Here is a 14,075-nt window from a genome sequence, read left to right on the forward strand (position 1 = left end):
TATTTTTTATTTGGTTTTCGTTAGAAAAAAACTGTTTTAGTTAGCTTAATTGATAAGATTTAAACAGAACTGTAGATTTTATAAGCTTGATCAGAATACAAAAAAAGAGCGCCTAAGCGCTCTTCTTATTTCTCTAAAAATTACTCGTCAGATTCAGTATTATCAGACTCAGTTTCACCTTCATCCATAACAGTTTCATCATCAACTAATTTTTCAGAATCAATTAAATTCTCTGATTCTAAAGCAGTCTCGCCTTCGATCGCGTCTAACTGATCGATAATCTCATCATCAGCTTCGACAGCTTCAACTGCAACCACACCGACCAAGACTTCTTCATTACCTAAACGGATCAAACGGACACCTTGGGCATTACGACCAGTTCGCGCTACTTCAGAAGCACGGGTACGAACCAGTGTTCCACCATCAGAAATCAACATCAATTCTTTAGATTCATCGATGGCAACGGCGCCCACTAACTCACCATTACGTTCAGATGTTTTAATGGCAATAACACCTTTACCACCACGTTTTTTGGTTGGGAAGTCATCTACTGGTGTACGTTTACCATAACCATTTGCAGAAGCACATAATACTTCGCCAGTTTCTGGTACAACAACTAACGAAACGATTCGACTCACCACATTAGTATTTGAATCCGCAGTATCTTCATCATCTGAATCTACATCAACTTCAACATCTTCTTCTGTTTGTGCTGCAGCCAATGCCACACGCATACCACGAACACCTTTCGCAGTACGACCCATCACACGAGCATCAGTTTCAGAGAAACGGATTGCTTTACCTTCATTTGAGAACAACATGATTTGCTGTTCACCATCAGTAATTGCAACACCAATTAAAGTATCTTCTTCTTTCAACTCAATCGCACGTAAACCATTTGAACGAACATTACCAAACTGCTCTAATTCAACACGTTTTACTGTACCTGATGCTGTTGCCATAAATACATAGAAGTTTTTACGCACACTTTCTACACGTTCAGCAAATTCAGCAATTAATTCATCATCAAGATCAGAAGCAGAAAGCTCAATACCAATTTCTTTGAGTTGCTTACGTAAAGCATCTGATAAGTCATCTGGATTTTCACCAAGCTCTGCAAACGCAGCTTTTAGTGCTTCGTAATGTGAGTCGATAATTGTGTTTTCACGCAGTTGAGCAACGTTGGCACGGACAAAAGTTCTAAACTCAGTTAAACGCTCAGTAAATTTCTTCGGAGCATCAATTACAGGAAGAATCGCTGTAATGGTCTCTTCTGCATCCAGTGGTAATAAGTTCACCATTGGGCGGCCTTTTGCACCACGTGACGCTTGAGGTACTTCAAATACTCTTAAGCGATAAACTTTACCTACATTGGTAAAGCACAGAACAGTTGCATGGTTCGATGTCACGATTAAATGTTGAATATAATCGTCTTCTTTCATCGATGTTGCAGATTTACCACGTCCACCACGGCGCTGCGCAGCATAATCAGACAATGGTTGTGTTTTTGCATAACCTGTTTTTGAAACAGTTAAAACAACTTGCTCTTCTGGAATCAAATCTTCACGAGAGAAATCAATACGTGATTCAACAATGTCCGTTTTACGTGCATCGCCATATTGCTGAAGAACCAATGCAAGCTCTTCACGAATCACATTCATCAAAAGATTGAAGTCATTTAAAATTGCTGTAAGTTCAGCAATTTGAGCTAAAATTTCAGAATATTCAGCTTGTAACTTATCTTGTTCAAGACCGGTTAAACGATGTAAACGTAATTCTAAAATTGCACCAACCTGAGCTGGAGATAAACGATAAAGCTGACCATCCAAACCAAATGGACGACTTGGATCTTCACCTTCAATCTCATCTGGACGAACTGAAATTGCACCCGCTTTTTCTAGCAATGCAACAACATTTCCACCCGCCCATTCGCCAGCAAGTAAACGCTCACGTGCTTCAGCTGGATTCGCAGAAGTCTTAATGGTTTCGATGATTTCATCAATATTGGCTAAAGCAACAGTCAAACCTTCTAAGATATGACCACGCTCACGCGCTTTACGTAATTCAAACATGGTACGGCGTGTCACTACTTCTTGACGGTGACGAATAAATGCCGCAATGATGTCTTTTAAATTCATCAGCTTAGGTTGACCATTGTCTAGGCAAACCATGTTGATACTGAATGAATTTTCAAGTTGAGTATTTAAAAATAAGTTATTGACAATAACTTCAGCGTTTTCACCACGCTTTAAGTCAATTGCAATACGCATCCCATCTTTATCAGATTCGTCTCGAAGTTCTGAAATACCTTCAAGTTTTTTCTCTTTGACCAATTCAGCAATACGTTCAATGGTTCTTGCTTTATTGACCTGATAAGGAATTTCAGTGAAAACAATCGTCGTACGACCAGTTTTTTGGTCTTCTTCAAAATGGTATTTACCACGAATATGCAAACGACCTTTACCTGTACGGTAAGCATCTACAATTCCTGATTTACCATAGATAATGCCGCCTGTAGGGAAATCTGGACCAGAAATATATTCCATCAATCCTTCAATTGAGATGTTCGGATTATTTGCATAAGCCAAACATGCATTAACTACTTCTGTCATGTTGTGTGGCGCCATGTTGGTCGCCATACCGACAGCAATACCTGTCACACCATTGATCAATAAGTTAGGAATACGTGTTGGCATAACCTGAGGAATACGCTCAGAGCCATCGTAGTTATCTTCCCACTCGACTGTATCTTTTTCTAAGTCAGCCAACATTTCATGGGTGAGCTTACGCATACGGACTTCGGTATAACGCATTGCTGCTGCGCTGTCACCATCGACAGAACCAAAGTTACCCTGACCATCAACCAATTGATAACGTAGACTAAAATCTTGAGCCATACGAACAATTGTTTCATAAACAGCTGAATCACCATGTGGGTGATATTTACCGATTACGTCACCAACAACACGTGCAGATTTTTTATAGGCTTTGTTATAGTCGTTGCCTAACTCGTGCATAGCGAACAGCACACGACGATGAACAGGTTTTAAACCATCTCTCACGTCTGGTAATGCACGAGATACAATAACACTCATGGCATAATCGAGATATGAGCTTTTTAGTTCATCCTCAATGGCAATCGGTCTAATTTCCGATACGCTCATGCATACTCCTTATTACAAACAGTGCAAGCAGCAACTGCTCATTTATATAATCTAGCTAGTCAAAATTTAGCTCAAAAAGCGTTGAGCCAAAATCTAAAATTCAGTCGCACAGTATAGCATAAAACCAAGCGATTTTGTGCCTATCCGACCACACTATAATCATGATTTTTTGTAGTATTTTTAAACAATTTTAACGATTTATTGACAATAAAAAATCGCCTGATTGGGCGCTCAATTAAGCATCGCTAAATTTATAAATGATTGAGTATTTTTATCTCAAAACCTGACCTATTTTTATCTATCCAATCATACTCAATGGTGTGCTTCATTCACTATTTTTGCGATGTTTATCAGTAAAAATAAATCACATCAAACAGTTTTATTTCGGATCGATTAAAACAACTCAAACATGAAAATTGCCATATAAAATCCGATATGGCAAAAAATATGAGAAAGTGATACTAAGTCCACCCCACTGATCAAAAAAATCTAAACACTTCCAAATATAGAGTGTTGTAAATTTCTATAATTTATATGGATCTGACTGAAGCAATTCACAGTGTTGCAGCAAATCATCACTGATTGCTACGCGATAACACTGCCAATCACGAATTTGATTATTTTCAAGCTGTGGAACCATATATATTCGACTTGCAGGTGCATCAGTGAATTTACCCACTAAAATCCCTTGCTGTGTAATTTCAATTTGATCAAAAATAAAATCACTAAACTGGGTCTGTTCAAACTTTTCAATATCTTTTAGGCTCGTCGCAAAACGATGCTTGGCATCATAATACTGTGCTAAGCGTGCTTGATAAGCTTGCATATCAAAATAACGTGCTTGGTATTCATTAGACACCACCTCTTCGCTTGCGGGTAGTGCTTCATCTGTTGTAGCGGCCTCATCTTGATTGGATGACCCAATAACAGACATTACGATAGGAATAACTACACTTGAAATAACCCCAAGCACTGCGGGACCAAACATAAATACAGCTAAAAGTATCCAGACAATTTTAAAATTTTTCTTTTTAGGCTGATTTTGCGACTCTCTTTGAGTATTTGCGACTCTCTGCTGCCACGATTCAAGTAACGCACTCGCCTTATCACCTACAGAAGCATGCTGATTGCTCTCGGTTTCATTGTTCGGCGGAGTCTGACGAGGTTTTATATTATGCGTGGGATTTGACTGCTCTTGCTTATTTTCACGACGTACAGAAAATTCAACATTGCTATTGCCTGTTAAATTGTTGGTCTGTTTAACCTGTTTTAAACGAGTACCACAAACACCACATTTCATGGCTTCATTGATATTCTCAGCGTAACATTTAGGACACTTCATATTTATAGCTATTCTAGGTGAGATGATAAGGAATTGAGCAATAATGGAAAAACGCAAGGATTTAAAACGACAGAATCAGCCAGTCTAACGCGCCAACAAGTATAGAATTAAAAGAATGGTCAAGAGACACTACAGGATTAAATACAATGTTATGCCTGTAACAGCTGATTTACACTGGAATTTTCTGTATGTCGCCAGTATACGATGGAAAATTTAATTGTGTTTATGCTTTGATCTTATCGGGTTTAAAATTGGACTTCAAGGTATTTATCCACTGTTTCTCTCTTGTTCTTTTCGCCAAAGCATTGATCTCGTTACATCAATTACTTATTGATAAAATAATCACTCAAGATACAGCATCTTAAACATAAAAATTAAGATCAGAAAAAATGAAAATAGCATTTTTGATCACTATTTTTATTTTATGACAGCTTATGTTTAAAACCACTTTTATAAATCAAAAAAAGATCGTGTAGCGCGAATCATATGAATTTTGCAAGGTTCCTTATCCCTATGAGAAAAAATGACAATAAAGGAACTTTTAAGTTGATTTAGACTATAAAAAGGACTGATGAGAGAAGCTACTCAGAGTTTCTTTATTCGAATAGAGAATAACCCACCATCACGACTTTATTTATCCGTGCACACCATCCATCTATTTATTCAATAAATTTCTAAAATAAAAAAACGCACTTAGGAAATCCTAAGCGCGTTTTTTTGAAACTTAATTCGAGAATTAAAGTTTAGAAACTAACTCTGGAACAACAGTATTCAAATCACCAACTAACCAGTAGTCAGCTACAGCATTGATTGGTGCTTCTTCATCTTTGTTGATTGCAACAATCACTTTAGAATCTTTCATACCTGCCAAATGCTGGATCGCACCAGAAATACCTACAGCGATGTAGAGATCAGGCGCAACGATTTTACCAGTTTGACCAACTTGCATATCGTTAGGAACGAAGCCAGCATCAACCGCAGCACGTGAAGCACCTTGAGCAGCACTAAGCTTGTCAGCAAGAGGATCAAGTACTTTATGATAGTTCTCACCAGAACCAACACCACGACCACCCGATACAACGATACGCGCAGCAGTTAATTCAGGACGTTCTGATTTCACAATTTCTTCAGAAATGAACTTAGAAATACCTGCATCACCTGTAGAAGCCGCTGATTCAACTGCAGCAGAACCGCCTTCAGCAGCAACAGGATCAAAAGCTGTACCACGTACAGTTGCAAGAACAATTGCTTCGTCAGATTGAACTGTAGCAATGGCATTACCTGCATAAATTGGACGTTTGAAAGTTTTAGGATCTTCAACAGCAATGATGTCAGTAATCATGCTTGAGTCTAAAAGTGCAGCAGCGCGTGGCAAGATGTTCTTACCTGTTGTTGTTGAAGCAGCAAGGATATGTGAATAACCTTTACCTAATTCAGCAACAAGTTTCGCTACATTTTCAGCCAATTGGTTTGCATAAGCCGCATCATCAGCAAGCAAAACTTTGCTTACACCAGCAACTTTCGCAGCAGCATCTGCAACTGCTTGAGCACCAGAACCTGCAACCAATACAGTGATATCACCACCGATTTTTTGAGCCGCAGCAACAACGTTTAAAGTTGCACCGTTAAGTGTCTTATTGTCGTGCTCAGCGATAACTAAAATACTCATGATTTTATCCTTCTGTATTAGATCACTTTCGCTTCATTTTTAAGTTTTTCAACAAGCTCGTCTACAGACTTCACTTGTACACCAGCTTTACGCTCTGCAGGTGGTTCAACTTTAACTGTTTTAAGTTTAGAAGTTGCTGTAACTCCGAAATCTGCAGGAGTTTTCGTATCAAGTGGCTTTTTACGTGCTTTCATAATGTTTGGAAGCGCAGCATAACGTGGCTCATTCAAACGTAAGTCAGTAGTGATGATCGCTGGAGTATTTAACTCAACAGTTTGTAAACCACCATCAACTTCACGAGTTACTTGAACTTTATCGCCATTTACTGTTACTACAGAAGCAAATGTACCTTGACCAGCGCCAAGTAAAGCACCCAACATCTGACCAACTTGGTTAGAGTCGTCATCAATTGCTTGCTTACCTAAAAGCACAAGTTGCGGTTGTTCTTGTTCAACAACAGCTTTTAGGATTTTAGCAACTTCTAAAGCGCCAAGTTGACTGTCATCAGCCTCAACTAAAATACCGCGGTCTGCACCAAGCGCCATAGCAGAACGAATTTGTTCTTGCGCTTCTTTTGGTCCAATAGAAACAACAACGATTTCTGAAACTGTTCCTTTTTCTTTTAAGCGAACCGCTTCTTCAACTGCGATTTCATCGAATGGGTTAATTGACATTTTAACGTTAGTAAGGTCTACCCCACTATTGTCCGGTTTAACGCGAACTTTAACGTTGGCATCAACCACACGTTTTACAGCAACAAGAGCCTTCATGTAATCCTCGGCTGTTTTAGCAAAAGTAAATGTTAAGAAGAGTTATAATAACGCTTCATTTAAAATTATTTAGGTGTCCTATCTTGCAATGTGATTGGCATTTCGGTCAAGTCACAATTCGCAAAACTACTGTAAAAAGTCATAAAAAAGCTTGAACGTACAGTTCACATTTTTTCTAAATAATTTAACTTAGACACGTAAGGCTACTATTTCGACAATATTTATATATTGATAAATAACATTATTTGTATTGATTCTGTATAAATAATCAAAAGAATTAAGATAAATTATCAATCAATCAAAGGGATGACACTAGTCTTTCATCGATACTGCTACACTCTGTCATTTTAGACAGATTCAGCAATTTTTCTAAGTATGTTTATTGATTAAATTTGTGAACTTTTTGGCATTAAACTTGTAACAAAATACTAAATATGCAAAAACGGGCTTCTTTTCAGAATCACCCGTTTGTTTCTGCTTGGATTAATTTGCCAATAACCATGCGGCTGCAATGGTCAACAAAGCTCCTGAACCACCATCAATCCATTTTTGCTTACGTTCATTGATGTGCTGCTCTTTGGTCAATTGAGCAATCAAAAGGCTCAAACCACAATACACCAAGAATATCAAAGCAATAAAAATTGCTGACAAGGCTAAGCCTTGAAACACGATGTTACCTGATTTATCGATGAATTGTGGCAAAATCGCAAAATAGATCAACATGCCTTTTGGATTCAACAATGCCGTAACAAAGCCTTTGCGAATAGGATTTGAAACTGCTTTCTGCTCAATACGTAATGTCTTTTGGCTAAATACTGATTTAATCAAATGAAATGCTAAATACAATAAATAGGCGATCCCCAAATATCGAATCGTCTCAAACAATACTGGGAATGAAACAATAATTGCGGCAATGCCAAGCGCAACCAAAATCGAATGAACCAGATAGCCAGAACAAATACCGATTGTCGCCATCATGCCTGCTTTCGCATCTTTACCTATCACTTGTGACAGGATAAATAACATATCTGGTCCTGGTGTGAAAATTAACGGAAGTACCGTTAAGGCAAAAAGTACAAATACAGACATCTCTTTTCCCTTTATGAAGTTTGACTGCGAGAAGAAAACAGTATCTTTTAAAATGCTTAAAATAGGATTTCAAATATTCTATAATGATGATTATTTTTCAAATTAAATTCTAATTTATGAAAATTTCATCTAAGACTATTCTAATCAAGCTAGACCGTATTGATAAAAATATCATTCGTGCTTTACAAGCCAATGGTCGAATCCAAAATAATGATCTGGCTCGTGAGATTGGGCTCTCGCCTTCATCATGCCTAAGACGAGTTCGACTCTTAGAAGAAGCCAAAGTTATCCAAAACTATACAACAGTGGTGGATCCACAAAAAATTGGCTTTCAATTGATGCTATTCTCAAGAATCTGGTTGTTAGGGCAAGATGCTGAAACCATTGATACCTTTATTGAAGCAATGAAAGAACTGCCTCAGGTCATGGAGTGTTATATTATTCTGGGTGAATGTGATGCGATGTTAAAAGTGGTGGTCCCTGATTTAGAAAGCTATCGTAAATTTCAGTCGACACATTTGACCAAAAAGAATGGTATTACCAGTGTAAAAACGGATGTCCCAAGTCAAATTATTAAACAAAGCTTTCAGCTACCTCTTGAAGATCTGTAATTCAAAAATACGTATTTGGTGAATATGAAAACATTTAATCCCCCCGTTCAATTAGAAACGCCTAGACTTATGCTTAGACAATGGCAAGCTCCTGATTTTGAAGCTTTTGCAGATTTAAATGCTGATCCAGACGTTATGCGGTATTTTCCAGCGACCTTGTCAAAAAATGAAAGTGACCTTTTGGCACATCGATTTCAAGACTCAATTACCAAATATGGTTGGGGATTTTGGGTGGTTGAGTTAAAAGAAAATCAGCAATTTATCGGTTTTGTGGGTCTAGCCAATCAAGCGGAAAGATATGCTTTCTCTCCTTGTGTTGAAATTGGTTGGCGATTTGCACAACAATATTGGCATCAGGGCTATGCAACAGAAGCAGCTCAGCAATGTTTGGCATTTGCATTTGAAAAATTAGCTTTAGAACAAGTTGTTTCTTTCACATCTATACTGAATCAAGCTTCGGAAAAAGTGATGCAACGACTTGGTATGGATTATGTTGAAAACTTTATGCATCCCGCTTTAGACAAAAACCATGCTTTGGCTGAACATGTACTTTATCGTATACAAAATCCAAAGCTGTAACGCTGGTCAATATGCGGGTTATCTTGGGCGATGCAAAATTTTATATCGTAAAACAAAGATCTGCATATCGAACCAAATATGACTGAGGCAATGCGTTAACAATTATCGCTCTTTTCTATCTAAGCAGTGCTTTGATCAGGATGTTTAATAAAAATGATTTATGAATTATGTACAGATCGTCTTTTACTTCGACAATGGCAAGCTTCTGATTACGATGCATTTGCAAAAATCACAGCAAACCCTGAAGTGATGCAATTTTTCCCCAAAATTTTAAATCGTGAGCAAAGTGACGAACTGGCAAATCAGATTAAATATTTAATCGAAATCAAAGGCTGGGGACTTTGGGCCGTTGAATTGATTGAAAACCAAGAGTTTATTGGGTGTGTGGGACTACATCAACAACCCTCAAAATTTGAATTTTCACCATGTATAGAAATTGGCTGGCGGCTTGATCCAAAATTTTGGAATAAAGGCTATGCAACTGAGGCAGCTCAAGCTTGTTTAAGATTTGCATTTGAAGAACTGAATTTTCAAGAGATTGTTGCATTTACATCTAAACATAATCTTGCTTCGCAAAATGTCATGAAAAAAATTGGAATGAGCTTTTCTCATGACTTTCTGCATCCTGATTTTGATGAGCACCATCCACTACATGAAGAGAAGCTCTATCGAATTCAAAAACAAGATTTTCAATTTTAGTTTTGCATTATTTCGCCATGCTTGCTAAAAAATCACGATGAATATGGCTTAAATCAATCAAATCTTGATTTTTGAGCTCCAGCACTTGCCAAATCTCAATAAAGTCTTCTTTTAAATCAATATGATTAGACACTGTTTGTGCCGCTTGCCATTGTTGGTCTGATATCCATAAATAGGTCTGATTGGTTGCGGTATTTACAGCTTGAACTTTACCCTCAGCATTGATACCCAATACTTTTCCTTCTTGCGGTAAGGTTGCCTCAATTTTGGGGAGGCTGAATTCTACAAAATGTTTAATTTGACGTAAGCCATAGCCCTTAAAAATTTCTTTTTGAGCGTCAGTCAGTTGCTTATATTTTTGTTCAAGTTCAGGGATCATTGAAAGACCTAATTTTTTTGCAAAATTGAATCAATAGAAATGTATTGAATAAATACCAAACCTAGATATACATGAGAGCATTTTTAAAAACAATTATCTATTCGACTTTTTTCTGTGCTAAATGTGTTTAAGCACTGTGCATTTTATTAAAAAAACAACAGTACTTCTCAACAGGTCTATTCGCTACAAAATACAAAGATCAACGCTTAATAAAGCCTTATATTCAAAATTAATTTTTTATTTTTGATGCAGCAGCTCTTGGATGCGCTTGATCATAGACTTGTGCCAGATGATCAAAATCGACGTGGGTATAAATCTGTGTTGTGGTTAAATTGCTATGTCCTAGCATTTCTTGCACTGCACGCAGATCTCCACTATTGGATAACATATGGCTGGCAAAGCAGTGACGCAATAAATGTGGGTGTAAATCAACATTTACCCCTGCACGTAGTGCTTGGTATTTGACTCGATTTTCAATCTGACGTGGGCTAATACTTGTGCCGCGTTGAGTAATAAATACCAAAGATTCAGGGCTAAACTCCCCCTGCCAGATTCGATAGATTTTTAACCATTCAATCAGACTCTCTCTCGCTTTAGAGCCGAAAGGTACAATTCGAGTTTTATTCCCCTTACCCGTGATACGCAATAAATGACGGGTAAAATCAATATCTCGTATGGTTAAACTTTGCACTTCTGCCAATCGTAAGCCACTCGAATAGAGCAATTCCAAAATAGCCTTATCTCGTAACCACAACTGCTTTTCTATTGGCTTTTCAGGTTCGGGCTGATCCATAATTTGATTGACTGTTTCAATATCAATCATCCCTGGTAATGGTCGAGCTTGCCGCTTTATCTGAAAATCATCCGCTGCATTGATTTCTAAATAACCACCTTGTTTGGCCCACTTCATAAACTGACGAATTGAAGTTAAATGCCGTTGTAAACTACTGGTCGAAAGCTGATCTTTTTCGACACGATAAGCTACATACTCTCTTAAATCAGCAGCTTCGACTTGTTTTAACTCGATCTGCTTGTCATAGCAAAAATCAATAAAGTTGGATACATCTCGAAAATAAGCATCTAAGGTATGTACCGATTGATTCTGTATTTTCCGATCCTTAATCCACATCGAGAGCAATTGCATTGCACCGTATTGCATAAGCTCTCCTTTGATCAAAATAGCAAATGATATAACCAGATTGAAAAATATCAGTCTTGTAAAACTGTATACACCACACCATTGATGACTTCCGCCATCTTATTTAAATTGAGTTTTTCAACAGTATCCTCTTGGGTATGATAATGCTTATTTCTAAAAAAAGCCGTATCTGTGATCATAATAGCAGGGATATCGAAGCGCCAATAATTCAAATGATCTGAGAAATCCACGCCTTGTACAAATGATGGCGCTATCAATCTTTGACAATCAAGGCGTTTTAACGCTTTCATGGCATCACAATATTTTTCGCCCAAACCACGTGAAGTGAAATTACTCACTGCGCCAATAAAATTTCCATGTTTGGGATAAAACAAAGCTAATCCCGATGGATAATCCTGAACATTTTTATGGTCAAAATATCCAATCATTTCCAAAATATACACCGCTTGAATTTGATCTTTTTGTTTTAAAATGGATTGTGCATGGATATAACTCCCCATATGTTCAGTACGGAAATACGGAGGTTCTTCCAATGTATAAAAGACAAAATCAACATTCTGTTTAAGACTGGCCTTATTGGCTGCTAAAATTCGCGCAATCTCAATCAGCCCCACCACACCAGAAGCATTATCATCAGCACCTTTGAAATTCCCATAAACATCATAATGTGCACCAACAATCACTTTTTTGGCATGACCCATTTGTAAGTGACAGATTACATTTCGATAGGTTTTGCCTTTGACTTGATAAGGCTGGTATTCACAAGGAATCGCAAACTGTTCAAGTTGTTGTTTAATGAATGCCGCAACTCGATCGAGCTCTTGAATATTTTGATAATTTCGAAACGCTTGTGGGTGAATCACTTGTTGTAAATAACTGTTTAAACGATCAGGTTCAGCTTGCTGATCATAGCGTTGTTCTGCAGCGACACTCCCTGTTGAAAGCCCACAACTGATCAATATAATGAAAAGATAGTTTAAATTTAAAAAATTTGGATAAGCTATTTGCATGTATAAATCCAATTAAAAAGCGTGTTGGTATGGCTATAATTTAAAAAAACAGCAATTAGACATTCAGTTCTTGTTGTACGCCTGAGAATAACCAATATCGCGCTATAATGATGCAATTACCACGTTAGAAATTGTTAATATGAAAATCCGTATTCTGACCATTGGTCAAAAAATGCCTGCTTGGGTATTAACTGGTTTTGAGGATTACTTCAAAAGAATCCAACCTTTTGTACAGACGCAAATTATTGAACTTCCGATGGCAAAGCGTGGCAAAAATGATTCAGAAGCAGATATTTTAAAATATCGCCAAATTGAGGGTGATAGTATTCTCAGCCAACTGAAACACAATGAAGTATTGATTGCACTTGAAGTAGGCGGACGTGAATTTAGTACTGAAAAGCTGGCTGAAACCATGAAAGGTTGGATGCTTGAAGGTTATGATGTTGCACTGGCCATTGGCGGACCAGATGGGCATTCTGAAGCTGTGCGAAAAGCTGCTGCTTGGCACTGGTCACTGTCAAAACTAACTCTGCCCCATCCATTGGTTCGGGTTATGCTGATTGAACAACTTTATCGTGCGATGAGTATTAACCATAATCATCCGTATCATCGTGCTGGCTAGTCATATAATTGGGCAAAAGTTGCATTGTTGAAACAGTCTGTTGAAATAAAAGGCTTATTGAGAGCATGCATTTTAGCTAGAATGGGCAATTCACGCTGTATTTAATGATCATTTAGGCACAAAGATATGAACTTACAAACACTCCCAGGTTTATTCATTTCACATGGCTCTCCCATGCTTGCGCTAGATCCTGAACAAGTCGGTCCTGCACTACATCGTCTTGGTCTAAATTTGCCAAAACCACAAGCCATCATGGTGATGTCCGCCCACTGGGAAAGTGAGGCTTTAGAAGTCAATACAGGTGTACGCCCTGAAACATGGCATGACTTTCGTGGTTTTCCTCAAGCGCTGTATGAGATTCGCTATCCCGCACCAGGAAATCCTGAATTGGCGGAAGAAATTCTACATCTCTTGGCTGAAGCTCACCTCCCTGCACATGCAAATAGTACTCGACCTCGTGATCATGGTGTATGGATGCCTTTATTACATATGTATCCTGAGGCGGATATTCCAGTCATTGAAATTTCTTTACCGATGAATATGCATGCTGATCAAATCTACCAAATTGGTCAAGCACTTGCCCCACTCCGTGAAAAACAAATTTTATTGATTGGTTCAGGCAGTATCACTCACAATTTAAGAGAATTGTCATGGAACGGCAAAGATGAGAACGTTCCTGAATGGGCATCTACATTTAGAAATTATGTGGTGAGCAAACTCAACCATAGTAATTATGATGCTGTATTGGAATGGGATAGCATTCCTTATCTACAGAAAAATCACCCAACACTTGAGCACTTTGCGCCTCTTTTTTTCGCCATGGGTACAGGCCATCGCTTTAGTATTGTGCACAGTAGTTTTTCAATGGGTGCGCTAGGTATGGATATTTATCGTTTTGACTAAATAAGCTGATTGATCACAATTCAGCAGAAATGATAACAATTTGTTAATTATTGTTTAACTTTTAGTTATATGGATACAT

The 14,075-nt window shown here is 37.8% G+C and carries 13 protein-coding genes; 5 read left to right on the forward strand and 8 right to left on the reverse strand.

Annotated features, from left to right (window positions below):
* Positions 1 to 140: 140 nt before the first annotated feature.
* The 5 genes from gyrA to ACZ5QH_RS16345 all read right to left on the reverse strand — a co-directional run bounded on the left by gyrA (position 141) and on the right by ACZ5QH_RS16345 (position 8,034).
* On the reverse strand, positions 141 to 3,164 hold the full coding sequence (gyrA, locus tag ACZ5QH_RS16325; protein WP_303576281.1) for a DNA gyrase subunit A: 3,024 nt from the start codon (positions 3,162 to 3,164) through the stop codon (positions 141 to 143).
* A 523-nt stretch (positions 3,165 to 3,687) separates the two neighbouring features.
* Positions 3,688 to 4,506, reverse strand: coding sequence for a zinc ribbon domain-containing protein (locus ACZ5QH_RS16330; RefSeq protein ID WP_303576282.1), 819 nt, complete (start codon positions 4,504 to 4,506; stop codon positions 3,688 to 3,690).
* A 736-nt stretch (positions 4,507 to 5,242) separates the two neighbouring features.
* Positions 5,243 to 6,175 (reverse strand): FAD-binding protein, encoded by a 933-nt coding sequence (locus ACZ5QH_RS16335; RefSeq protein ID WP_303576283.1) that lies wholly within the window; start codon positions 6,173 to 6,175, stop codon positions 5,243 to 5,245.
* 17 nt (positions 6,176 to 6,192) lie between these two features.
* Positions 6,193 to 6,945: an electron transfer flavoprotein subunit beta/FixA family protein gene (locus tag ACZ5QH_RS16340; RefSeq protein ID WP_004823176.1), complete on the reverse strand. Its 753-nt coding sequence runs from the start codon at positions 6,943 to 6,945 to the stop codon at positions 6,193 to 6,195.
* Positions 6,946 to 7,428: 483 nt separating this feature from the next.
* A complete protein-coding gene (locus ACZ5QH_RS16345; protein ID WP_303576284.1) occupies positions 7,429 to 8,034 on the reverse strand; it encodes a LysE family translocator in 606 nt (201 codons plus the stop codon).
* A 116-nt stretch (positions 8,035 to 8,150) separates the two neighbouring features.
* On the opposite strand from ACZ5QH_RS16345, the gene ACZ5QH_RS16350 reads away from it, so the two are divergent.
* The 3 genes from ACZ5QH_RS16350 (at position 8,151) to ACZ5QH_RS16360 (ending at position 9,923) form a co-directional block, all read left to right on the forward strand.
* Positions 8,151 to 8,645 (forward strand): Lrp/AsnC family transcriptional regulator, encoded by a 495-nt coding sequence (locus tag ACZ5QH_RS16350; RefSeq protein WP_004717233.1) that lies wholly within the window; start codon positions 8,151 to 8,153, stop codon positions 8,643 to 8,645.
* 24 nt (positions 8,646 to 8,669) lie between these two features.
* Positions 8,670 to 9,224 carry a GNAT family N-acetyltransferase gene (locus tag ACZ5QH_RS16355; protein WP_303576285.1) on the forward strand — a complete coding sequence of 185 codons (555 nt, stop codon included), beginning with the start codon at positions 8,670 to 8,672 and terminating at the stop codon, positions 9,222 to 9,224.
* Between the two features lie 153 nt (positions 9,225 to 9,377).
* Positions 9,378 to 9,923, forward strand: a complete 546-nt coding sequence (locus ACZ5QH_RS16360; RefSeq protein WP_303576286.1) for a GNAT family N-acetyltransferase — start codon at positions 9,378 to 9,380, stop codon at positions 9,921 to 9,923.
* Between the two features lie 7 nt (positions 9,924 to 9,930).
* Here ACZ5QH_RS16360 and ACZ5QH_RS16365 read toward each other — a convergent pair whose 3' ends face one another.
* The 3 genes from ACZ5QH_RS16365 to ACZ5QH_RS16375 form a co-directional block, all read right to left on the reverse strand.
* Complete coding sequence (locus tag ACZ5QH_RS16365) at positions 9,931 to 10,302, reverse strand: hypothetical protein (protein ID WP_004717237.1); 372 nt, start codon at positions 10,300 to 10,302, stop codon at positions 9,931 to 9,933.
* 229 nt (positions 10,303 to 10,531) lie between these two features.
* On the reverse strand, positions 10,532 to 11,431 hold the full coding sequence (locus ACZ5QH_RS16370; protein ID WP_162242547.1) for a tyrosine recombinase XerC: 900 nt from the start codon (positions 11,429 to 11,431) through the stop codon (positions 10,532 to 10,534).
* A gap of 80 nt (positions 11,432 to 11,511) precedes the next feature.
* Positions 11,512 to 12,471, reverse strand: a complete 960-nt coding sequence (locus ACZ5QH_RS16375) for a M28 family peptidase (RefSeq protein WP_303576287.1) — start codon at positions 12,469 to 12,471, stop codon at positions 11,512 to 11,514.
* Positions 12,472 to 12,610: 139 nt separating this feature from the next.
* Here ACZ5QH_RS16375 and rlmH point away from each other — a divergent pair, with 139 nt between their 5' ends.
* Together rlmH and ACZ5QH_RS16385 are read left to right on the forward strand one after the other, a co-directional pair.
* Positions 12,611 to 13,093, forward strand: coding sequence for a 23S rRNA (pseudouridine(1915)-N(3))-methyltransferase RlmH (gene rlmH, locus ACZ5QH_RS16380; RefSeq protein ID WP_004717243.1), 483 nt, complete (start codon positions 12,611 to 12,613; stop codon positions 13,091 to 13,093).
* 126 nt (positions 13,094 to 13,219) lie between these two features.
* Positions 13,220 to 13,996 carry a dioxygenase family protein gene (locus ACZ5QH_RS16385; protein ID WP_303576288.1) on the forward strand — a complete coding sequence of 259 codons (777 nt, stop codon included), beginning with the start codon at positions 13,220 to 13,222 and terminating at the stop codon, positions 13,994 to 13,996.
* Positions 13,997 to 14,075 lie beyond the last annotated feature (79 nt).

Source organism: Acinetobacter sp. Ac8 (assembly GCF_055392545.1).